The following is a 25,289-nucleotide window of genomic DNA, read 5'->3' on the forward strand; positions in this document are numbered from 1 at the left end:
TTAACATACTCACTGTAAACAGTAATGCATTATTTGATATATTTAACTGTTAATTATTAACTGCCTTACCTTCTGCAAAGCTGTTATTGGCAATCATACCCTTTTCTGTATCCAAATCTGCCTCTTTGCTGTCAAGCTTATCTGTCATTATAAATAACACAAGCCCTGCCGTAAACAATAACACTATCATAGACACACCGATATTAATGCTTCCAAATATCTGAGAAGCCGCACCTACAACTAGTGTTCCCAAAAATGAAGCTCCTTTTCCGCATATATCCATAAGTCCGAAATATTCTCCTGACCTTTCAGCCGGTATTATCTTTGCAAAATAAGAACGTGACAACGCCTGTATGCCGCCCTGAAACATACCAACAAATATAGCTAATACCCAGAACTGCCACTGGCTTTTCATAAATACTGCAAATACTGTAATTCCTATGTACGCTATTATGCAGGCAGTTATAAGACGTCCTGTGCTGTATTTTGAGGCAAGCCTTCCAAATATAATAGCAAATGGAAATGCTACAAGCTGTGTAACAAGAAGTGCCAGAAGCAGCCCCGTTGAATTAAGTCCAAGTGCTGAACCATAAGCTGTCGCCATATCTATTATTGTATACACGCCGTCAATATAGAAGAAAAATGCTACAAGGAACAAGAATATTTTCTTCTGCTTTACAACTCCACAGAGTGTATCTTTTATTCTTACAAAGCTTTCCTTTACTGCGTGTGGCTTTCTTTCAACATAGTTAATCTGCTTATAATGTTTTATAAGCGGAACTGTCATTAAGAACCACCATACTGCTACAATGACAAATGATATCAACATTGCTGCATTTAATGAAATACCCAGTTTATTATATCCCAGCACTAATATAAGACTTATAAGAAACGGAATACAGCTTCCTGCATATCCATAAGCGTATCCATTTGATGATACAATATCCATTCTTTCATCAGTTGTAACATCTGACAACATCGAATCATAAAATACAAGACTTGATGAAAAACATACCTTAGCAATAATAAATACAACAAGAAATGATATCCACCAGCTAGTCACTCCCATTGCAATACATGACAGGCAGCCAGCTACAACACAGCCTGTAAAGATAGGTTTTTTAAAGCCTTTGGTATCTGCCAATGTTCCAAGCACAGGACCTAATACAGCTACAATAAGTGTAACTATAGATGCTGCATATCCCCAATATGCCAGATAATCAACATCAGATATCCCAGCATTTTCAGCAAGATAATTAAAATATATTGGTAATATAGTTGATACCATAAGTACAAATGCCGAATTACCAACGTCATATAATATCCAGCCTTTTTCTTTAGCTGTAAGCTTAAATCTGTTATTGCTTTTACCCCTCATACTGCACCTCTTTCTTTATGAAGCTTTCCATATTCTGATTATTATCTGATATGAATTGCTTCTTATTATCTTCACAGCCTTCTATAAGCACTGAACCAAAGCTATAATTAAATGCAGTATCTAGTTCATCATTATTATTTAAAAATCCGTCAAATTTAATAATTGACTGATATGCTGTATTCTTAGCGTGCCTGTATAATGATAACAATTTTACTGTGCTGTCATTACACTCCTTATTCTTATGATAATTCACAATCAAGCCGTGCATTTCCTTATAATTACCAGATACCTTAAGTAAAAGATATATAAACCAGCGTTTTATGCGCAATGGTGCAACAAGCAGATTATTATATGAAATCATTCCCTCAAGTGCCTTTTTCACGTCCTGCATAGTTGTACCTGGATAAAATTCACTTATTACCTTTGCATTCTCCTCTGATGGAATAATGTGTCTTACTAATGACTGTGTAATTGGATTTTTCTTATCCATAACCATAAGTTCCCTGTCAAACTCAACTTCTATCTCTGCATGCGATATTCCGCTTTCATTTATTTTTTGTTCAATATAACCATGACTGCTTACATCAAGTGCAAAATGATTAAGAACACCGTATGTGTAAGCCAGATATGGCTCTCTGTCTTTCTTTTCTGATATTACTTTTCTTGCTCTTTCAAAAAATTCCTTACCTGAATGTTTGTGCAATTCATACCCAATACTGTTAATTGAATTAGACTTTAATGGCTTATAATAAAACAAAATATCTGGTCCATGTAATCCAATAAGATATAATTGAGGATATTTCTCAACTATCTTTTTCTCATTACCGTCAAGCATAGAACGTACCTGCTGCCCCATTCTATAATGTGCATATGTTGATGGCATATTTTCCTCCCATTTTTCAATTAAAATATGTTATAGAACATTTTTATATCTGTTCTTTATGTCATTGAAGTTTATTACAGGACTGTAAATATTGTAGTATAAATTGATAAAATTGATGTAAATTAATATATATTTCAGGTATAATAAAAGCCCATAAAATATTTGCACAAAATATAATTACGGTGGATTAACAGCATTTTTCTTCTTGTCATAACATTTTCCCAATGATAGAATGTAATAAAGATATATATTTTTTATTTCTCCAATATTGTCAGATAATGTATATGACAGTATCACAACAAACATCTGTTTAAATGCTATGTCATTATTTTATATAACTGCTATGCTGTCAGGCATCATTACCACAGATTGGAGAACTTATGGAAAATACTAATATTACAGACAATACAAGGCAGGCTGGACATTCAGCAGACAGCACTATAAATGCAGGAACCGACATAAAGTCATCAACAACGAATACAAGTCAGCATACTATTGATGATATTAATTCAGGACAACAGCCACTTGAGGCGGAAAGCACTCTCCGACTATCAGATATGTATGAGAAAAATGTCGACAATCCTGAGCTTGAACTTACTGTAAGAGTTATCAATATCAATACTGATAATTATGCTGGTAATAAGGCTCGTACTATTAATTCAAAGTATAGTAATGGTTCTGGCAGGAATTCAAAGGATAATAATAATTTCAACAGGACAAATATGTATACATATAGCTCTGAATTTCTTTCTAAATGTGAGACACTTAAGGACTATATGACATTTGTTAATAAGGTGCGTATAAAGACCGATATTGAAAAAATTGATATCCGCACTGCTGTTACAGAGGCTGTAGATGAATGTATCGCTGAGAATGTATTGTCGGAATTTTTTAGAAATCACAGAGAGGAAGTGATTACTGTGAGTATTTATGAGTATGATGAGGAAGGTCATCTTGAAGTAGTCAAAGAAGAAGGACGACAGTTAGGACTTGCAGAGGGCAAAATCAAGGAACGCTCCAATGGCATTAAAGTTTTTATTAAATTATGTAAAGAAGTTAATCTTTCCGATGAAGATACAATTTATAAGCTTATGAAAAACTATAAACTTTCTAAAGAAGAAGCTGTTAATGCTATCAAGAATAATTCATAACATTTTAGAATTTGTCTGGTAACTTATGTTAATTTTGATTATCTGTGGTGGTCGGGTTATTATTGACCACCACTTTTATAAAATCATTAAAATATAAATTTACTATCTATGAATTCTGATTCAGAATTTTTAAAATCTACCCATTACATTAATCAATCAAAGAAAGTAAATATTATTGACAATATTTTATAAATCTTACAAATGCCTCTCTTCCATTATCGTCTGTCTTGTATACACCGGCACATTCAAGCACCTGCACAAATACCTTGCCAATTTCCAATCTGATTATCTCATCAATATTATCTTTAGTTATATTATAATTGTCTTTCCAGCTATCAACCCATTGTGCGTGCTTTTCAATTTCACTGATTAAGCGGACATCTTCATTATTTAACAGAGCGTTTTTTAAAATGCCCATTTCCTTATCAAGTCTTGCTGGAAGTATAGCCATTCCCATAACCTCAATAAGACCAATATTCTCTTTCTTTATATGATGAAGATTTGCTGATGGATGATACACTCCCCATGGACACTCATTTGTAGTAATATTGTTTCTTAATACCAGATCCATCTCATAATTATCACCTTTCTGCCTGCATATCGGAGTTATCGTATTATGCTGTTCACCATCTGTATTGCAATATATAAATGCTTTTTCATCAGTGTAATTCTTCCATTTATCTAATATATAATCACAGGCATTAACAAGGCTGTCTTTATTATTACTGCTAAGCCTTATTACTGACATAGGCCAGTTAAGAATTCCTGCATTAACATCACTGAATCTATCCAGCTTGAATGTATACACATATTCTGCTCTTGCCATAGGAAATTCATAAGCACCGCCCTGAAAATGGTCGTGACTTAATATAGAACCTCCTACAATTGGTAAATCCGCATTAGAACCTAATGTATAATGCGGAAACATATCTGTGAATTCAATAAGCTTTTTAAATGTGCTTTTATTAATCTTCATAGGAATATGCTTATCATTAAACACTATGCAATGCTCGTTATAATATACATAGGGTGAATATTGCATATAGTATTTCTCACCACTTAATTCAAGCGGTATAACTCTTAGATTCTGCCTTGCAGGATGTGATAGATTTCCCGCATATCCCTCATTTTCCTTACACAAAAGGCATTTAGGATATCCGCTTGCTGCAAACTTTCCTTGTTTTATTATATCCTTAGGGTCTTTCTCTGGCTTTGACAGATTAATCGTTATATCTATAATTCCATATTCTGAATTGTACTTCCATTTCTGGTCTTTCTCAATCCTGTCACACCTTATATAATTGCAGGCTTTATTAAGTTCATAGAAATAGTCTGTCGCAAGCTTTGGATTATTATTATAAAGCTCCTTAAAATGCTTTCTTACAACTGAAGGCATTGGTGTGACAGCACCCATTACCTTTGTATCAAACAAATCCCTGTTAAGCTGCGTATCTTCTATAAGTCCATTATCAACTGCTATTTTAAGGCAGTCCGACAGGATATCTGCTATTGGTCTTGTGTTATTCAGCTCCTGCACACCTGAATTCTTAATTATCTCACTATCTTCTGCAAGTCCGTTTTTTTCAAAAATATCCAGCAACCTGTTTACTATAAATATCTTATCATCAGCTTCTATCAGTTCATTCTCTGAAGCATAATTGACAAGCTCTGATATAACCTTGTCTATATCTGGAATATTTTCCGTACCTTCCTTGGCATCACTACTCATTATATTGTCTGATTTCTTCATATCTTCTAAATTTCTCATATTATTCTGACACCTCCGCAATGTCTGATTTGTAATATCATACTTGCACCATCACCAAATATTTTATCCATATTTCTTCTGTATTCATCTATAGCAGTATCCTTGACAATTGCAAGTATTGTTCCTGCGAAGCCACCTCCGTGAACTCTGCATGCACCATTATCACCTAAGAATATTTCACTCATCATAAGTCCAAGTGAAACGCCCTGATTGGCAGTATCTTTGGTTGAATATATATTTTGAAGATATTTGTAAGATGAATCACCAGACTTTGATACCAGCCTTAAGAATTCATCAATATTTCCAGATATAAGAGCATTTACTTCATTTTCTACTCTCTCATTTTCCTCTATAAAATGAACTGCTCTTAGTATGCTCCTGTCACCGAACTTCTCCTGTAGCTCTTTAAAATTATCAAGTATATCCTTTAATGTAATGCCACGAAGAACCTCCTGTCCGAAGTAACTTGCAACTGCATTCATCTCACGGCGGATATCTGCATAATCATCTGTCAAATCCTTATGTGAACCTTTAGTGTCAGTTATGCACAGGCTGTATCCGAATTTTTTAATATCCACATCAAGCTTATTAACAACTGGATTTTCCTTATTATTAAAATCAATATAGACCATATTGCCAACCGAACATGCCATCTGATCCATAAGTCCACAAGGCTTGCCAAAATACTCATTCTCTGCCATCTGTCCGATAACTGCAATATCTTCTGCTGATATTTTTCCAGCATTATATATATGTGACTGTATTGTTCCTATAAGTGTTTCAAATGCCGCAGATGATGAAAGTCCTGCTCCCATAGGCACATCACTTGTTATAAACGCATCAAATGCTCCTGTCTTGAAACCTTTTTTCTTAAAGCCGGCAATCACACCTTTAACAAGTGCCTTAGTGGTTGAATATTCATCCTTATTAATATCCGTATCTGATAATGACACTTCTAGCATTGGATAATCGTCCGACACAATTCTTATAATTCCGGCATTAACACCACTATGCCCAGATAAACTGCCTTCCTCTGACACACTCTCCTTGGAATTCACTGGTCTTACCACTGCGATAATATCCAGATTAATAGAAGCCGCAAGAACTTTTCCATTCTGGTGGTCTGTGTGGTTACCGCCAATCTCACTTCTTCCCGGTGCACTGAATATAAGCACATCTCCTTCACCATATAACTGTGTGAAGCGGTTCAGAGCATTAATATATCTTTTCCTCTGGTATTCAAGCTGGCTTTCATCAATATATAGATCCTTTAATATATTATCAATACCGCCCGAACTAATTATGTCACTGCTTATCATCTTCTACCTCTTCCATAAAGTATAATCTTGCTGCAAAATCTTGAAAAAATCGGACATTCTCATTATAGCCTGTTGCACTGAATGCCTGCTTTAACTTGACACCCGAATACATAAGTGTATCTCCATAAGCTATGTAATCTTCTGTTTCACCATCCATTTTCTTAAGCTTTGACAGTATATCCTGTAACATAGAACCCTGCTTGATATGTATTGGCGATACCATATTAACAAGCTCACCGAATTCTTTAATGTCATATTGAAGCTTTCTGTTGTAAAAATGGTATTTCTTAGCTTCATCAAGACCTTTAGCCCTGTAACAGGCATACTGTGTGTTAGGTATAACGTGTTTTTGCATAATTAATCCGACAGCTTTCTTCTTATCCGTTGATACTACTGTCCATTCTGCCATATTGCCTTTACCATTATTTAATACACTGGCATTACCTGCATTTTCTTCTTCAAAGCTTTCTGTTCTGTAAAATGTACCAGTAAAGAATACATTTCTTAACTTCTTGTACAGTTCAATCTGACATTTCACAGCATTTAATTCCTCTTTATTCATATCACACATATTACATTCATAGCCAAGAAGCCCAAATGCTGCAACTGCAAATCTGCTCTCTAACGGCATATTTCTTAATGTCTGATGATTAGGACTTGCCGATACATGGGCTGAAATACACGATAATGGATAACCGTAGCTGTAATTATACTGAATCTGTGCCCTGCAAAGCGCATCTGTGTTATCACTTGCCCATATCTGCGGAAAATAGCATAATATTCCCAGATCAAATCTGTTGCCGCCTGCCGCACAGCCCTCAAATAATATATCAGGAAATCTATTAGTAAGTTCCTTCATACATCTGTACAAGCCGCTCACATATCTATGCGATACTTCCTTCTGCCTGTCAGGTGGCAGATTTTTAGAATAATAATCGCTGAATATTCTGTTCATATCCCATTTTACATAAGATATATCTGCTGATGAGAACACCTCACTCATCTCCTCAATTATATAGTCCTGAACAGCTTCATAGGTTAAATCAAGAATTCTCTGGTTACGTCCCTCTGAATGTTCTACATCTGGTATTTCAATTACCCATTCAGGGTGTGCCTCATATAATCTGCTGTTCACACTCACCATCTCAGGCTCAACCCATATTCCAAATTTAAGCCCGGATTCTTTTATCTTATCCGCAATGCCAGCTATTCCATTTGGAAGCTTTCTGCTATTCGGTGTCCAGTCGCCTAATGAACTTGTGTCGTCATTTCTCTCGCCAAACCAGCCATCATCCATAACGAACAGTTCAACACCTGTATCCTTAGCCGCCTTTGCAAGCTTCACAAGCTTTCTTTCATTAATATTAAAATATGCCGCTTCCCAGCTATTAATAAGAACTGGTCTTTCCTTGTCACGCCAGCTTCCACGCACAATATGCTTTCTTACAAACTCGTGCATATTATGACTCATCCTGTTATAGCCTTTGTATGAATAGGTAAGCACTGCCTCTGGAGCTTCAAAGCATTTTCCTGCTTCAATAATATAAGAAAATGTAGCTGGATTAATTCCCGATACAAGCCTTAATTTACCATATGAATTAACCTGTGCCGCTTCATAATGATTGCCGCTGTATATAAGATTAAATCCATAACATTCACCATAATCTTCTGTCGTTGAACTTCTTCCTATCATAAAAAAAGGATTAGCTCTGTTTGATGATGTTCCTGTGACCGACTCATTTACATACTTACCGGCACGAATGGGTATTCTGCTTCTATTCATCTCCCTTGCCCACGCACCATTAAAAAAAGACAATTCATAATCACTCTCGTTTAAATCAAGCTGCATACTCATTAATCTTTCAAGCCTTACGCTCTCATTTCCTGAATTAACAAGCTTGGCACTTCTTGTTATAATGTCACATTTTTCATATACATAATAATGAAGCTCCAATGTGAGATTATAATTCCTGTCCTTAAGATAGATGACGAGCTGTTCAACCTCTCCATTATCATCATAAGACCCCGGAAGCGTATCGTATTCTTCCTTGCCCTGTATAATCTCTGCCCTGTCAAACACCATATCCGTTGTACTGCTTCCATTAGGATATGTGACTTCGATAAAAGGCTCTCTTATATCGCCTTTTCCCAATGATGACATTTCAAGGCACACATCTTCCAGCGAATAAGACGAATAATCTTTATTGTATACATTAGTATTACCCGGAATAAATGTATGCTTCTCTGTCATCACAGCCTCATTGGCGTGTAACTTTCTTCCATAATACAAATGCTCCAACTGCCCGCTTCCAAGCACGGCAAACGCATAAGATGTATTGTCAGTATCAAGCACATACATATTATTATTAATCGTTATCATTAATGGCTCTCCTTAATTCTTTCCGATATCTCTTCCATTTTCTGCTCTGTTAAAATGTACTTTCTGTGGAAGTAAAATACTGCAATAAGCAGACCTATTACCGGAATTACTGTCATTGTCATTCTAAGTCCTACTACCGAACCACCAGCCACAGCATCTGTCACCACATCTGTATTACTGCTTAACCTGCATACTGAAAGGCATATTGACACAACTAATGCGGCTATACCTGAAGCAAGCTTTACAACAAATGTCTGCATTGAAAATATAACGCTCTCATCTCTTCGCTTATTCTTAAATTCGCCATAGTCAACCGTATTCGCCAGAAATATAGTCGTTAAGACTAATAACATTCCATTTGCTGCAAATATGAAAAATGCTGGAATAAATAAAATAAACACACTCGACATTGATGTGAATATAAGAATAAATAAAACTATATAACCAGCAATAGCCATAACAAAGCTTACATAAAATATCTTTATTGTGTTCAAAAACTTTCTAAGAAGCGGAAACAATACCATCATTGATAATATCTGTATTGCACCACCAAATGTATTAAATAGTGTATAGCCGTTGTACCAGTCTGCACCGCCAAAATCATATTTAAAGAAATATATGACAAGGTTAGAAGTTATGTACACAGATGTATTAATAAGAACAATTGTTATAACTACTGTAACAGCCTGATCATTCTGGAAAAGTGCCTTGAACATCTGCTTTACTGATACTGTTTCAACATCAACTGTTGATTTTTCCCTAATATTAAGGCAGGTAATAAGTATTGCAGCAAAGAACAGTATTGATATTATAAGTGCAAACCATTTAAAACCTGCATATTCATTGCCCTTTCCAAGCATATATACACACTGCATTGTAATAATTGTAACAAGTGCTGAACCTACACCTGCACAGGAACGTGCCATAGTTGACATATTCTCTCTTTCCTTGCCGCCCTCTGTAAATGCTGGTATCATTGACCAATAAGGAATATCCATCATTGTGTAAGTAACGCCCCACAAAACGTAAGTTACTGCGGCATAAGCAACAAGTCCGCCGCCATCAAGTGTTGGTGGTGCAGAAAACATCAGAAACAATACAACAGCATTAAGCAATGTTCCAATAAACAGCCATGGTCTGAACTTTCCCCATCTGGTTCTTGTCTTTGCAACAACTACACCCATTATAGGGTCGTTAAATGCGTCAAATACTCGTGCCGCAAGAAGTATAATCCCCGTTGCTATCGCACTAACCCCAAGTATATCCTGATAATAATACAGAATATAACTTGCACAAAACATATAAACCATATCTTTGCCAACTGCACCTATGCCATAAGATGCCATTTCTTTCTTATTAAGCCCCATACGCTACCTCTTTTCTTTCTATATGTCCGATTTCTTCATATTTTTTAAGTGTCTGATTACTGCACGCCGTATTAAATGTCTGATTTCTTCATATTCACTGCTAATTTGACAGCCTCATATGCACCATTATATATACCCATCTGTTTATTCTTCTTTATGTTCTTACACATATCTATAATGTATGTATCATCTTCCATAAACAGCTTTATCATCTGTAAAGTATGAGGTATATCCCTGCACTCAAGTGTTCCGTCACCTATCTCTGCTGAATGGACTGCACCCCACTGTTCGTGTCCGCCAACTCGCTTTATAAATAACTTTGGCACTGGATAGAATGCTAATTCACTTGGTTTGGTAACAAGCACATCTGCACTTCTCATCAAAAGGTTAGTACAATACACTGCCTCAAATATATTCTTATGATAAAAGCCGTGGATACCTGTTATATTATCAGATGTGTCTTCACTTGAATTATCTGCTGTAATATTCTTAGAATTATCATCTCTATTGTTATCTGTCACTACATCAGAATTGTTTATCTGGCTGGCTGATAATGCCTTCGTGGCAAATGCCTTCGTATCTTTCCAGTTGTCAAAATGCTCAGTTGCCAGTTCTCTCATCTGTGGGATATCTCTTATAAGTTCGTCCCATACATTTTTATAATCACCAACATTAACGTATAACACTGCCTTATTCTTCTTAATATAAGGAATAAGGTATTTAATTATATGGGCAAATATCTCTTTCTGTGCACCTGCACCACCAATTGTAAGCAGAAATCTCATAGGCTTTCCGTTCTGTTTTCTTGCTATTCTTGCATTGCAGTCAGCCTCAATATTAGTTACAAGCTCGTGGTCGATATAATGTCCTGTGTATACAAGACTATCTGCTGGCATTTCATTTAACACCTTAATGCCGGACATTCCATTAAGTATCCTGTAACCCTGATAAGCATAATGTGTCTGGACTGTATGAATACTTCCTTCTGACAAATGCAATGCCATTGGCCAGTTATCCGGTATTGCATTAACAACATTTTTCATACCTGCGTGTACTGCCGCCTGTGCCGGCCATACATGAGTTGCAATAACCGGAATATTCTTAGGAACATTCTTATATACAGGTGCCATAAGCTCTGCATTCTTCTGGTCTGAAGCGTTATAGGAAAGCTTCCTGAAACCCTCGTAATTCATTGGTTCCCACACCAGTCTGTTAAACAGCCTGCTCTTTTGTGATAACCTTGAACCAAGCGAATACAGGTCGTTCTGTGCCCTTATAACTTTAGTACAGGTTGTATTATCGTAAGAATTAAGATCCATCCAGTAAGGAACATATCCAAGTGCATTAGCTGCTGAAGCAATCGCCATTGATATTCTGTAATGTCCAAAACCCATTCTTATATTGCCAACTATAATACCTTTATCAGTATCAAATTCTTCTTTATTACCGTTAGATACGCTTGCAGGCTTATCTGCAACCCTCACATCATACACGCCAAGCATATCACCTATGTATTTGTTCTTCTTTATTGTCACCTTATAGTCGGCATTGCTGTCATCACCATATTTTCTTGCGTATTTTTTTTTGGAATTAATAGCTTTTCTATATGCCTTTCTATCAATTTCATTGTTAAATATAACCTTTGATTTGTCCTGCATTATATATTCCTCCTTTTTATTTTCAATGACTTTCCTTAACTGCCACGCCATCTAATAATATTCCCACAATCTCATCAAGTCCCTGTGTATATGTCATTCCTGCCCTTATAAGAATGTCTCTTTGGAAAAATTGTTCTATTGATGCCTCCATCATCATCTTAAACATCAATACATTAACCGGTCTTATCACTTCTTCCTCAATCCCCTGTTCCAAAAGCTTAATCGTTGTCTCCCATCCATTCTCCAGACGTTCTTCAACGTGTCTGTATATCTCCGGGAATTTGTCCTTTAACATATATAACTGTCTTAAATCAATATCTTTATAACTCTCAGGCATAACTCCAAGAATACGTCTTATCTTCTCAATTGTTGATAATGTATTATCTTCAATTATCTCTGATTCGCTCTCTTTAATCGTGTCAAACAGATAATCTACCATCTCCATAAACAGAGTGTTCTTATCTTTAAAAATTGTATATATTGTCTTCTTACTCATTGCAAGAATAGATGCAATATCGTCCATTGTAAATTTAAGGCCTTTTTGATTAAATGCCTGTATCGTTGCCTGTAAAATCTTCTCTTTATTATTCATAATGCTCCTTTTAATGTTGTGTATCAGTGACGCTTATAAAACAAAAAATCAAGGAAACTATTTCTTCTGTTTTAGTTTCCTTGATTGTATCACATTAATTTATTGGGTACAATTGCTATTTCCATATAATTATTTCGAATATTTTTAGTAGTTTTGTACAATTTATTGTATATTTTGCAATATAGGCCGATATATTTTTAACACAATAACGCATATAATTGAAAATATCTGAATATTATCATCTCTATTTCCTATATCTTTTAAATCTTCTTTTGATATAAATGGATTACGCTTATGACATTTAACAAAATTAGCTAACGGATCAATATGATCTGCCTCACCCGCATTATTCTGCCAATTATCACCGTACGTTTTCTTAGCATCACTTTATTTTTTCTTAACTAATCCAGTTTTTTTCTGTAATGTACTGATCAATTCCTCAATAACAATTGGTTTGGTTAAGAATCCATCCATACCGCATTCCAGTGCTTTTTTCTGTCCTCATCAAATGCATTTGCAGTCATGGCAAAAATGTTGATTCCAGCCAGTACCGGATCATTCAGAGCACGTATCTGCCTGCATCTGGCCAATAGCAGTCATCAAGGTATCTCTGATATCTGACATGAACATTGGTTTTGCACAGAAAGCAGTCTACAATATTTTTTATTACTTCCTCATTAGTTGGAACTCACCATAAATCGTATATTTTCATTGTTTCTCTATCTCGATATTCATGCTTCTCATAGTATCCAATCAGCTTGCCACTATCTCTAAGCGCCACCATATATACATCTTTATTCTGCTTCTCATTATGAAATGTATACACAATATTATGGCTTTCGTCCTGTGCAAACCATTCTGTCACCTGTCTTATTTTTTCCTGTGATTCCTTATTATGACATTCCAGCAGGCTTCTGCCAATCAGCTTGTCTCCGCCACGCTTTCCATAATTAACAACCGCAGCAGGATTCATATATATTATTTCATGATTAAGATTGCATATAACGACTGCGGCTCTATCCTGATCTATGATACTTTTAAAATAACTTATATTAATCTCTGACATAAATAATCCTCCTTATAAAATATAATTTTTCTGATATCGTAAGTGATATTAATCAAGCAGTACAATTGTGTGCGTACATAATATGCATATTCATATATAGTAATCAATAATTATTATCTATTTCCATTACTTAATTTTATCTCATATCATTTTATTTAATAATCTGGTTACTGATAACCTGTTATGGTTAAAGTGATGAGTAAATTTGTTATTAATTTTCTCAATCAGACAAACAAAAGTTTATTAAATTCCATTATGTTTCAATCTACTTTTTAACTCCAAAATATCATGCTTTATTTGTTCAATGACTATCTTAAATTCCTCATCACTTTTTCCAGTTGGATCTTCAAGTCCCCAATTATCATCAAATGGTCTGCCTATAAATGGACACCCTACATTACATCCCATTGATATTGCAATATCCGGATCTGGAATATCACTAACCAGCTTACTGAACTGTTCTTCTGCTTCCATATCTATATTATATAATTCCTTCATAATACGGACAGCATCCTGATTAATCTGTAGTTTTGTTTCTGTACCCGCCGAATAACTTTGAAACACATCTGATGCCAGATGTCTTCCAAAAGCCTCAGCAATCTGACTTCTACATGAATTATGAACACAAATAAAAGCTACTTTTACATTACTCATAAAATGGACACCTCTCCTTTATACATTGCTCATTAAAATCTGTGAATCCACATTGCATTTGTTCGTATTGCAATGTTACTCCATAATGAGTATTCACATAATCAATACCATTCTTAAATGCTATCATTGCATCTCTCTTGCAGCATCTTGGTCCGTTTATGGTTCCTAATTCTCCAATTGCTTTCGAGGTAAACTGCATATGATTTCCCCATGTTCCATCCATTGAAAGCGGACCTGTTCCGTCGATGATTGCAAGTGCAGCACCTATAGATGTGATTGCTCCGCATATTCCCCATAAACCGCACATTGCCCCCGGCATCCGAAGTCCCTCTGCCATCAGCCTGTCCAATGCCTGTTCTAAGTCTATCTCTCCTCCTGCGTTTTTGTAGGCTACAAGCAAACTTGCACCATCTAATATATGGTGTTCCGGTCCATGAATACTGACATATTCCTTCTTTGCTATCTGTTTAAAAATGACAACCGGATTTGTTCCCTGTTCTTTCTTTATATCTTTTACAATCAGTTCTGCTTTTTCTCTTACTGTCATAGAAAACTTCCTTTCGTCTTATTTACAATCTTTACAAGTATTAACAGGATTCCCCCTCTAACAACAGCTATCTTTTTTGTCACAGCATGACTCACACGTCAAACTGCCAATAGAATCTTTGAATTCTATTAAAGTTTCACAATTCAAGGAATAATGGTGCCATTTGCCTTCTTTCCGGTCATTAACCAACCCACACTCCACCAGTATTTTCATATGATGAGATAATGTAGGCTGAGTAATACTAAATCTTTCCAAAAGCCTGCATCCGCATTTTTCTCCATTTGACAACATCTGCACTATTTCCAGCCTGTTTGAATCTCCAAGTGCCTTGCATATTAAAGAAACATCCGCTAATCTCATTTCATTCACCTCGTATTGATAATTATCTATGTATAAAATTAGCATATACATAGATGGATGTCAATGTATTTCGTGAAATAAAGCTCTACCTTTTCAATACATAATTGTCCTTATGTGACAAAAATAATCGAGGTATCTTTCACTTTATTTATTGTGCATATGAGATTATTAGCTTACAATATTATAAAGAGGCGTTGATACATATAGATATTGAGATTCAGAAGCCGAATCGCTTCAAAGACTTATTACATAAGATTTACAATAAATCAGAAGATATATTATTCTCCATTATTCAGAATATACCAGATATTCTTCTACTGTTATAGCAGAAGTAACAACGTGTATATTCTTTTCTATACACATTATAAAAAATCTCTTATATTCATCTGCATTTCTGCTACGCTCTGTTGTAGGCATAACAAACTGGTCTAAATTTATTTTCTTTGTTCGTCTGTCTGATATACTTATCAAACCATCAATACTACTTAAAATCTGAACAACATAAGCCAGCTTATCTTCTGGTACTCTTTCCAATAATTCAATATCTTCTCTTCTAATTGCTGTCATAGGTCATACCTCATAATTAATTGTATGTACAGATATATCTAATTCTTGAGAAATTTCAGTTTTAGAAATTCCTGCTTTTAGCATTTTTCGAGCTGGCATCTCATTTCATAATTAAGACACACATACTTCTTATGTTGCTTCATTACATCATTAGCTGTCATAATCATTTCTTCTTCCAAATAAAAAAAGATACTAAAGGCTATAATTACCTCTAGTATCTTCACACTTAATATTCAATTGTTATTATGTTATAAAATTTTAATGTGCGTGAAACATAGATAATTACTAGCTTTTGTAACTATATGTTAACGCTTACAATTCTTTATATAAATCTTAACATTCATTTCATTTATATGCAAAAAACTTAAATTGTATTCATTAATTTAATACAATTTTATCTTCATAGCCAAGCTAATTAATTAAGCAACTTAAATATAAGCAAATAAACTTAAATTCCAACCAACTAACTTAAATTTTTATCAAAATAACTTAAATTCAAACTCCAACAACTTAAATATTTCAGTTGTTAAAATTCAGATTTAACTTAAATTAAATCAATTTATAACTATTCCTAATAATATATTGAATAAAACAACTATTTCTAAAACTATTTCTAAAAACTCAAAATAATATTTATCTCTTATTCTCCCTCCCCAACTCTATATACAACTATCTTCTCCCTCGCAGCCTCTCCGTCCGATACATCACTGCAATCAATCTCTTCAACAAATGTCACATTATATTCCTGTGACAGGCACATAAGATACTCATCTGACGGATAATAACACATAATAAGCATTTCCCTTTGAGCCTCATAATAGCTGTCTATAATATTTGCCAGCACGCTCTTGAATATCTCAATAGAATGATATTTTGTCTGATATGCCATAAAATGCTTACTCTGCCTTTTCCACAGCCATAATCTAACAACGTATTATTTTTGCCTATAAATCCTGTATTAGCCAGTCTTTCCAATACATCGTATGAGGTTGGTTCATATGGATACCTGAATGTATCTGACCTTGTGTCATCACGTCCAGTTGTCTTTATCCTTAAGAGCTTTTCTCATTCTTTTTCTCTCATTATTAATATCCTCTTACTTTATATTTTTATTTTGGGTTGTTTTTGATAATCCATTGTTTCTTCATTAGATTTTCGTATAAATAACAACATCATAACACCAAAAAAAGTAAAAAATATGCCTCCTGCTATTGATGTTTTTATTTTAAATTCATCTCTTACTTTTCGAGGGTCTGAACTTAAATAATAGATTTTTTTATGACTACCTATTTTAGATTTAAATAAAAGATATGTTCTATATTGGCATATATATTCTTTATCATTCACTATATAACTATATTTTTTATATCTTATAACTTGTGTACCAGAATAATTATTTAATCCCGTATCAACATATCTGTCAATTGATAAAAGTATTCCATCTGCCTGCATATAATCGGCAGTTTTAATCAACTCATTTATACCTGTTACTGCACATACACTTACTGCTAATATACATATTACTAATATTAATTTTAAAGTTTTCTTGTCTACAGATACAATCATAAATCCCCCTGTCTGATTTTATAATCAAATACGAAAAAGTAAAGGGGCTGTCGTGCTAAGTTTAATCTCTATAATATATAAATATTATAATTTACATATTATATCAACAACGTTTTACACGATAACCCCTTACTTATCTTAATACTTTATAATTTATTATCCATATATATTATAACTTGCATTTATCATATTCATTGCATTCAATTTCTTATAACAATATATGAATGGACCCACAATTATAAAAGCTCCTAAAACATTCCAAAGCCAAAAATCCTTAGCACCAAATTGATAATCGTATCCTCTTCTTTTCAATTCAGCACCTATTCTATTAGCAAATGAATGATTCCAAACCAATCCATATATTCCTAAAGTAATTGCCGAAATCTGCAGCATTCCTAAAAATGGTATTGTCCTCTTTCCATCGGCACGACTGGCTACTATATTCATTTCACCCGATATCTGGCTTTCTATTACAATAGAATAAATTCCTAATGTAAGAATACTGAAAATTATGTATTTTACAATATTTCTATTACTTGGAAGCTGTAATTTAGGTGCATACTGGTTATCATACCCCTGTCCAGCTTCACTATTATTCTGCTCATACTGTATGCTTGTATTTAATTTCATACCACATACATTACATATTTCAGCATTATCATCACATACTGTATGGCAATTAAGACACTCAATCATATTTTCCTCCATCTTATGACTCTTTTGTTAATTTTCTTTTCTTCAAAGTTATTGATGTTACTGCCAATCCAGCAAGTACCACTACTCCAATAATACTTCCATAGAATAATGGCTTATTATTAAAATATTGTACCCATTTATTAGTAGTAACATAAAAATCTGATATATTAACAATATTCGATGGTGCATCTGAACCCATTGCTTTTTCACCATTGCCAGCTGCATCTACAGCATATACAAGCAGATTATGGGCTGATGTTGAATCTCCATTAATATTAAATGTAAAGTTACCTCCATCTTTGACAATTTGATCAAGTTCATCATCTGACCATACTCTATATTCATTACCATCCAATTCAACAATAACTTTACTAAGTTTTAAATTATCTCTTACTGTTAACTCAACATCCTTATCCTCAACTGCATATGTTGATCTGCTATCAAGATTTTTTACATTAATTATTGGAGCTTCATCGTCAATACCAAATTGAATCTCCACATTCTTGGTATCCTGGTCAGTTTTCTGTGTACGGCCAGTTTCATCATCTGACTGAATAGTTAATCTATATACTCCATTGTCTGTAAAATTCTTTGCAAAAATAACGTATGTATAATGATACCATTCACCATTTCCACCTGTTATATTTATCTGATAATCAACATTTTCCTTAAGATTAATTGTCTCATCATTCTTATATAATATAAGTCTAATATTATTTAACCTATCAACGTTAACTTCCGATATAATAATGTCTTCCGCCTGCTTAACATATTTTCCATTAAGAAATTCTGTCTCTGTAGACAGCTCATATGTTGAACCAAATCTATTTACAGAAAATACTATTATCTGTGTAGAAGTATTACCTGCTTTATCAGTTATACTTGCATCCAGTGTATAAATATCATCTATGGTTTTATTGTTATCAAAATTGTTAAATGTAAATACTCGTCCATTATGTTGATCTGAATAAGCTCCATCTAATTCCACGCTCTTGCGGTTAGCACCTGTAAGCGTAATTGAAACCATTGACTCATCATAGTTAGTATCTGAATATGAAACTACTGGTATTACAGTTCCACTATTAGCTGTATTATTATCAATTCCTGTTATTGATAGCTCAGGAAGTGTCTTATCAATATAGAAGTTCTGTTCAGCAAATTCTTCACTTATATTTCCCGCCATATCATTAGTACTAACACTAAATGTATAATATGCATCACTATTATAATTAATTGTAGCTGTATTTCTATCTCCATCTGAAGACCAGCCACTTATATCTGGCGTCGAAACCGCATTTCCATCATCCATTGCAGTTATATTAACATTAACTCTATCTGCCTGAAAATTATGTTCTGTTATCGTAATAGTTGCTACTCTGTCCGATTTATAATAATTATCATTAGAAGCGTCATTATTATCATAATTAACTTCTATTACCGGTAAAGTCTTATCTATTGTGAATTCATTAGCTGCAATAGTTTCTTCTGCATAATTTACTGATTGATTTGCATTGTCTGCCATATCACTATAATTAATATCAAAACTATAATCTCCATCAGCATCATATGTAACATATGTTATCCAAGTAGTATCATCCATATTTCCACTGCCTGAGTTCTGTTCCCATCCTGAAATTGACGGAATTACACCATCTGTATTTACAATGTTTATATTAACATCATCTGCATTAAAATTACGCTCTGTTATCTGAATTCTTGCTGTTCGGCTTTCTTTAAAATATACATTGTTATCTGCAATATTGTTATCATAAGATACATCTATTATTGGAGAAGTTGTGTCTATTTTTATATACTGACCTATCATTTCATTATTAGTAACTCGTTCATTACCAGCATTATCAAATGCTGTTAATTCTAATATTACATTATTAGAATTAAATTTCTGTGAGTCAATAACAATATTACCATTCCAAGAACTTATAAGTTTATCATTATCATATATTGCACCTGCAACATTATCTGAAGCTATATCCAGCAACGTTCCTGTTTCGACCGCATCTGTGTCTCTGGTATATATTCTATAAGTTATTTTATTAATACCTGAATAATATCCATTAACATCTTGATTATTACCTGAATATTTAGGATCAATAACTTTCATTGCAACATTTACATTACTATTATGAAGACCATTCTTATTAGCTCCATCAGGCAATATATCTATCTGTGGTGCTGCACTTTCACCACTTGGTGCTTTGTCATCAACAACTATACCTGTTGAATTGACAATTGATACGTTACCAGACATATCTTCTACTCTGAAATATATTACAAATTTTTCACTAGGTTTTATTAAAACACCATTTTGTGAATCATAATTATTCCATATTCCGTTCACATCATAATCTGCTAATTGATTAATTTTCTGGTATTTAATTGATTTAATACCACTAATATCAGCATCTGTTGTAAATTTTAAAGTAATATCGTTACGATAAAATCTTTCAAATGCTATTCCGTTTATAGCCAGAACCGAAGTACTATCTATCGTAATATCAGAATTGACTGGTGCTGTTTTATCGATTACAAATTCGCTAACAGCCTTAGAATTGCCATAATCAACATAGGTGTTTTTTCTACCTGACATATCTGTATATGAAATATCAAATGTATAATATGCCTCAACTGTAAATGGAATTTCTGCCTCATGAATATCTCCATTATTTGTCCAGCTTGAAGGATTCTTTAAGTATGAAGCAAAATCTGCAACATTATCAACAGCTTTGTTATTTGTTACTTTTAACTCTACATCATTTGAATTAAAGTTGTGCTCTATAATTGTTATTCTAGCTGTTCTATCAGCATTGAAGTATTTATCATTTCGTACATCATTATTAGAGTAATCTACCTTTACAACTGGGTCTGTTTTATCCACAATAAATTGCTTCGTTACTTTATCCGCAGCATTACCTGAGTAATCAGTATACTCAACACTAACTATATACTTGGCATCTTTACTTTCATATTCATTATTTAACTCTATACTGCCTACCCAGATATCATCTTTATCATTATATGAAAATCCTGTTGTTAAATCCTTATCCTTGTATGTCTTTTCGGTTAATGTTCCATCATTTAACTCTGTTGTAACTTTTATTTTCAAGTCATCAGAATCCTTGTCAAAATTTGCTTCTTTTATTTGAATATTGGCTGTAACAGGATAATCTTTATAATACTCTTCATATTGGTTGCTTTTATTCTTTCCATCTATCGTAATATTTATCTCTGGTTTAATATCATCTACCACTGTTGTTTTAGTATCTTTAAAAACTTCACTTACATTCTCTGCTTTATCAGTTGCTGTAAAGCTGACTTTTCCTCTAAATTGGGCTGGAATTTCAAAAACTGCCTGAGCTTTACTTTTATCAGATTTAAAATTCTTGTCACCTTCAGATATTACAATATCTTTTTTACCAGTATTTACAGTACTTGCCCCTTCTTCTACTTCATAAGAATATTTAAATGATTTTATTCCTGATGTCTTATCATCTGCTGCAATTGTAACGGTTACAGGTGCTTTATAATATCCAAATGTAATTAACTGCAAAATTACATCTTTCTTTGACTTTGAATAGCTTATTGTAAGATTTTCTGGTTTTTCCTTATCAATACAAAATTCTGTCTCAGCCTCTTTTTGCTGTGAATTTCCTGCCATATCTTTATAATCTATCTTTAATGAATACATAGCATCTGTATCAAATTCTACATTTCTAAGTGTATAAGTATTGCCCTGTTGCTCCCAATTACCTTCTCTTAATAATTTCTGATAATCTTTGACATTAACAGATTTATCATCTGCATCTTTAGTAACACAGTTTACATTTATATCTGAAGGGTCAAAATTATGCTCTTTAATTACTATGTCCGCCTTTGCTTTTCTATAGTAATACTCTCCATTTATAGCATCTTCTTTATCTAATTCTATGCTAACCTGTGGTGCAGTTTTATCTATCGTAAATTTATTTGTATATGGTTTTGCTTCATTTCCTGAAAAATCTGAGTATTGAATATTTAATGTATAATCGCCTTCTTCTGTAAATTCAATAGATGCTCTCCATATACCATCGCTTCCTTTGTTAAACCACTCTTTAAAATCGTCCTTATTCTGATACTTTTTTGAAGTAGTTACACCTTCATCATTTATACTGGTAACAGTTATATTTAAATGTTCTGATATAATCTCATCTGGTCTTGATGCATCAGTTAATTTTTCAAGGCTCTCTACAAAAAAGTTATCTTCATCTATACTGATTGTTGCTGTCCTATCTGCTTTATAATAAGATGAATTTTTCACATCATTATTATCATAAGATACGCTAACTCCTTTTGTTATTTCATCTACAACTATTGTTTTATCATTATCAATACAGATGTCACTTTTATTATCAGCACAATCCGTTGCAGTAAAGTTGACTTTTCCTCTAAACTGAGCTGGTATTTCAAAAACTGCCTGAGCTTTATTACCATCTGACTTAAAAGCATTATCTCCCTGTGCTATTACAACATCACTCTTTCCGGCATTTACACCACTTACACCATTATCTACTTTATAAGAATATGCAAATGACTTTATTCCTGATGTCAAATCCTCTGCTTCTATCGTAACTTTTACTGGTGCTTTATAAAATCCGAATGTTATTCCCTGTAACAAAATATCATGTACTGATTTTGAATAACTTATAGTAAGATTTTGTGGTTTTGTTTTATCAATCTTGATTTCGTCTGATGATATATTTATAGTTCCTGTTATTCCTAATTCATTCTTTAAATAAATTTTTTTAGTATGTGAACCATCTTCAGTTATTTTCAAGCTGTCTTCCCATATATTATTAGTTAAATTATTAGAATAACTAACTTTATAACCTGCTGCTGGAATAATAGTAACATCACCTCTATACCATATATTATCAGATGACTTTTCTCCTGATATTGTATATGGCTGTGAAGGTGTTTCAAGATATTCTACTTGTATAGTATAAGTTGCCTGTGCAGCTGCGTAACAATTATTACCTGCCTTAACAGCTTCTACAGTCACCGTACCTATACTATTATCTTTAAATTTAAGTTTACCATTATTATCAACTTCTGCTATATTAGCACCCTCTATAACTTTATAAGTTATAACAGTATCCACTGCATATCCTTTTTTGTCCGGTACACTTATATTTTCTACTGGGACTGCTGCATTAGAAAAATTATTACCATATATTACTTTTTGTGTATTGGTATCATTAAATTTAATTGACTGTTCTGCTGGACTTATATCAATTGTTAATTCATCAATAGCAGCTTTATAACCATCAGAAGATGCCTTTTCTGCTCGAATAGTTACTTTTCCTGCTTTTTTTACTTTAATCTTATTACCATCAATTGTTATAGCATCACCACTTACAATTGAATATTTTACTTCTCCATCTCCATTACCACCCGTTGTTGCTAATGTATATTCATTATTATTCTCATTATATTTGATTGATTGTGGCATATTATTATCAAATTTAAAGCCTTTCTGTTCTGCTTTATCTATTGTTAATGTATAATATGCCTTATTGGAATCAAGATAACAATCATCACCATTTCTTACAGCCACTACAGTAATTGTACCAGAACCCTTAATAGTTACTTTTCCTGTATCCACATCTACGGCTGCACAAGGAACCCCTGATTGTGTATTACTAACTTCTTTTACACTATACTTAATATCACTTGTTGATTGTCCTCCTATAGCTACATTGTTGTATTCATTATTATTTTCACCATATGTAACTTTATCAGTGTTTTTATTAAACTTAACTTCTGTTTGATTTGCTTTTTTTATTGTAATACTGCAGGCTATTGAAGCTTCCTCATATATATCATCTGCCCCTTTAACCGCTTCTACTGTAATTATTCCTGTTTTATATCCCTTAGATTTAACAATACCTGTTGCTGTGTCAATACTTGCAATATCATTCTCTGTAACTCTATTTCCGTTATCAACTATATAATATGCAATTGCAGAACTAGTACTTCCACCTGATGCTTCAACAGTATAAGTCCAATTCTCTGAATATGTAATTTCTGGATTAGTTGTTAAAAATTCTAGTGCTTCCTGTTGAGCCTTCTTAATAGTAAGTGTATAAGTTATTGGAGAAGAGTCTTCATATCTTTCATCTCCTAATTTTGTTGCTTTTACTACTATCGTTCCAATTTTCTTTAATGTTATAACTGGTGATGTATTATCTTCTATAGAAGCATACTCTGAACCTGTTGTAATCTCATATATAATTTGTCCTGTACCATTACCACCTGACGCTTCGTTACTAAATGTTCCATCTGTTATAGCTGCATCTTCTGGTGTCTCTATTTCAAACTGAAGCATTTTCTGAGATGCTTTTTTGATTTCAATTGTATATTGTGCTTTGACTTCTTTATATTTATCATCAGCAGCCCTTTTTGCTTCAACAACAACACTTCCTGCTTTTAATAAATGTAATGTTCCATCATTATCTACAGTTGCATAATCATCTCCGCTGGCAATCTCATATGTTATGTCACCTTTTCCATAACCACCAGATACCTTATTAACATATGTTCCATTTTCTGAATATATAATATACCCTGGAGCAGGATCACTAAATTCAAAATTGGAATCATCTGCTTTATTTATAGTTAAAGTATATGTTGCCTGTGATTCCTGATAGTTCTCGTCCTCAGGCAATACAGCTTTAATAGTTGCACTTCCTGCTTTCAGTGTAGTTATAGCACCATCATTATCTACACTTATACACTCATCACCTGACTCAACACTATATGTTACAGTACCAGCACGGTCTGTTTTTGAACTCGCAGCTGTGTTAGTAAAATCCTCACCATATTTTATCTCAGCTGTTGATAAAGTAAAAGCAAATGTGTCATCAATTGCTTTCTTATGTATTTCAACATCAATATTATCAACGTCATTGACTACCTGTATATTAGTACTTGTATGTTTAACATATCCATCTTTCGTAGCTGTAATATCCATAGTTACTGTCGTTCCGTCTGTTGCTGCATTCGCAATTAAATCGGAGGTTATGTCTGCAATTAACGCAATACCATTAATTGTCACAACATTACCCGACTTATTTTCACTTCCAGCTTTTATTAAATATTCAATATTAACGCCATCAATTAATGCACCAGCTTCGTCCTTGACTGTAATAGAATAACCATTAGTCTGTGAATCTGCTTTAGCTCGTATTCTAAATACATTAAATGGAATAATTGAAATAACCATTAATATTACAAGAAACCATGCATTAATACGTTCTATAAGCTTTCTTTTGCCTTTCATA

18 protein-coding genes are annotated in these 25,289 nt (G+C 33.5%); 1 reads left to right on the forward strand and 17 read right to left on the reverse strand.

Features of this window, described 5'->3' with window-relative positions; genetic code table 11:
• Positions 1-49: 49 nt before the first annotated feature.
• Together BM157_RS01200 and BM157_RS01205 are read right to left on the reverse strand one after the other, a co-directional pair.
• Positions 50-1,378 (reverse strand): MFS transporter, encoded by a 1,329-nt coding sequence (locus tag BM157_RS01200; protein WP_090139605.1) that lies wholly within the window; start codon positions 1,376-1,378, stop codon positions 50-52.
• Positions 1,368-2,261 (reverse strand): zinc dependent phospholipase C family protein, encoded by an 894-nt coding sequence (locus tag BM157_RS01205; RefSeq protein ID WP_090139607.1) that lies wholly within the window; start codon positions 2,259-2,261, stop codon positions 1,368-1,370. The genes BM157_RS01200 and BM157_RS01205 overlap by 11 nt, the downstream gene beginning before the upstream one ends.
• 380 nt (positions 2,262-2,641) lie before the next feature.
• On the opposite strand from BM157_RS01205, the gene BM157_RS01210 reads away from it, so the two are divergent.
• Positions 2,642-3,412 carry a hypothetical protein gene (locus BM157_RS01210; RefSeq protein WP_090139609.1) on the forward strand — a complete coding sequence of 257 codons (771 nt, stop codon included), beginning with the start codon at positions 2,642-2,644 and terminating at the stop codon, positions 3,410-3,412.
• 172 nt (positions 3,413-3,584) lie between these two features.
• Here the strand turns inward: BM157_RS01210 and BM157_RS01215 are convergent, their stop codons facing one another.
• The 15 genes from BM157_RS01215 to BM157_RS01290 form a co-directional block, all read right to left on the reverse strand.
• Positions 3,585-5,141: a UDP-glucose--hexose-1-phosphate uridylyltransferase gene (locus tag BM157_RS01215; protein WP_090139714.1), complete on the reverse strand. Its 1,557-nt coding sequence runs from the start codon at positions 5,139-5,141 to the stop codon at positions 3,585-3,587.
• A 35-nt stretch (positions 5,142-5,176) separates the two neighbouring features.
• Entirely contained in the window at positions 5,177-6,499 is a 1,323-nt protein-coding gene (locus BM157_RS01220) for a galactokinase (RefSeq protein ID WP_090139611.1), read from the reverse strand.
• Positions 6,486-8,879 (reverse strand): alpha-galactosidase, encoded by a 2,394-nt coding sequence (locus BM157_RS01225; RefSeq protein ID WP_090139614.1) that lies wholly within the window; start codon positions 8,877-8,879, stop codon positions 6,486-6,488. The genes BM157_RS01220 and BM157_RS01225 overlap by 14 nt, the downstream gene beginning before the upstream one ends.
• On the reverse strand, positions 8,879-10,246 hold the full coding sequence (locus BM157_RS01230) for a glycoside-pentoside-hexuronide (GPH):cation symporter (protein WP_090139616.1): 1,368 nt from the start codon (positions 10,244-10,246) through the stop codon (positions 8,879-8,881). The genes BM157_RS01225 and BM157_RS01230 overlap by 1 nt, the downstream gene beginning before the upstream one ends.
• Before the next feature lie 71 nt (positions 10,247-10,317).
• Positions 10,318-11,904, reverse strand: a complete 1,587-nt coding sequence (locus BM157_RS01235; RefSeq protein WP_090139619.1) for a DUF6937 domain-containing protein — start codon at positions 11,902-11,904, stop codon at positions 10,318-10,320.
• A 22-nt stretch (positions 11,905-11,926) separates the two neighbouring features.
• Positions 11,927-12,496 (reverse strand): TetR/AcrR family transcriptional regulator, encoded by a 570-nt coding sequence (locus BM157_RS01240; RefSeq protein ID WP_022503028.1) that lies wholly within the window; start codon positions 12,494-12,496, stop codon positions 11,927-11,929.
• Positions 12,497-13,184: 688 nt separating this feature from the next.
• The gene (locus tag BM157_RS01250) at positions 13,185-13,562 is read right to left on the reverse strand and encodes a PAS domain-containing protein (protein ID WP_090139621.1); all 378 of its coding nucleotides are present in this window, start codon (positions 13,560-13,562) and stop codon (positions 13,185-13,187) included.
• Between the two features lie 243 nt (positions 13,563-13,805).
• Positions 13,806-14,216 carry an arsenate reductase ArsC gene (locus BM157_RS01255; protein WP_090139623.1) on the reverse strand — a complete coding sequence of 137 codons (411 nt, stop codon included), beginning with the start codon at positions 14,214-14,216 and terminating at the stop codon, positions 13,806-13,808.
• Positions 14,209-14,763, reverse strand: coding sequence for a DUF5714 domain-containing protein (locus tag BM157_RS01260; protein ID WP_090139625.1), 555 nt, complete (start codon positions 14,761-14,763; stop codon positions 14,209-14,211). The genes BM157_RS01255 and BM157_RS01260 overlap by 8 nt, the downstream gene beginning before the upstream one ends.
• A 57-nt stretch (positions 14,764-14,820) precedes the next feature.
• Positions 14,821-15,123: an ArsR/SmtB family transcription factor gene (locus BM157_RS01265; protein ID WP_082437091.1), complete on the reverse strand. Its 303-nt coding sequence runs from the start codon at positions 15,121-15,123 to the stop codon at positions 14,821-14,823.
• 288 nt (positions 15,124-15,411) lie between these two features.
• The gene (locus BM157_RS01270) at positions 15,412-15,690 is read right to left on the reverse strand and encodes a hypothetical protein (RefSeq protein WP_318255719.1); all 279 of its coding nucleotides are present in this window, start codon (positions 15,688-15,690) and stop codon (positions 15,412-15,414) included.
• 640 nt (positions 15,691-16,330) lie between these two features.
• On the reverse strand, positions 16,331-16,579 hold the full coding sequence (locus tag BM157_RS12875; protein ID WP_318255720.1) for a hypothetical protein: 249 nt from the start codon (positions 16,577-16,579) through the stop codon (positions 16,331-16,333).
• A gap of 212 nt (positions 16,580-16,791) precedes the next feature.
• The gene (locus BM157_RS01280; RefSeq protein WP_090139627.1) at positions 16,792-17,256 is read right to left on the reverse strand and encodes a hypothetical protein; all 465 of its coding nucleotides are present in this window, start codon (positions 17,254-17,256) and stop codon (positions 16,792-16,794) included.
• A gap of 156 nt (positions 17,257-17,412) precedes the next feature.
• Entirely contained in the window at positions 17,413-17,952 is a 540-nt protein-coding gene (locus tag BM157_RS01285; protein WP_318255721.1) for a DUF4234 domain-containing protein, read from the reverse strand.
• Between the two features lie 13 nt (positions 17,953-17,965).
• Positions 17,966-25,288: a membrane protein insertase YidC gene (locus tag BM157_RS01290; RefSeq protein ID WP_090139629.1), complete on the reverse strand. Its 7,323-nt coding sequence runs from the start codon at positions 25,286-25,288 to the stop codon at positions 17,966-17,968.
• Position 25,289 lies beyond the last annotated feature (1 nt).

The organism is [Lactobacillus] rogosae, assembly GCA_900112995.1.
GTDB lineage: Bacteria > Bacillota > Clostridia > Lachnospirales > Lachnospiraceae > Lachnospira > Lachnospira rogosae.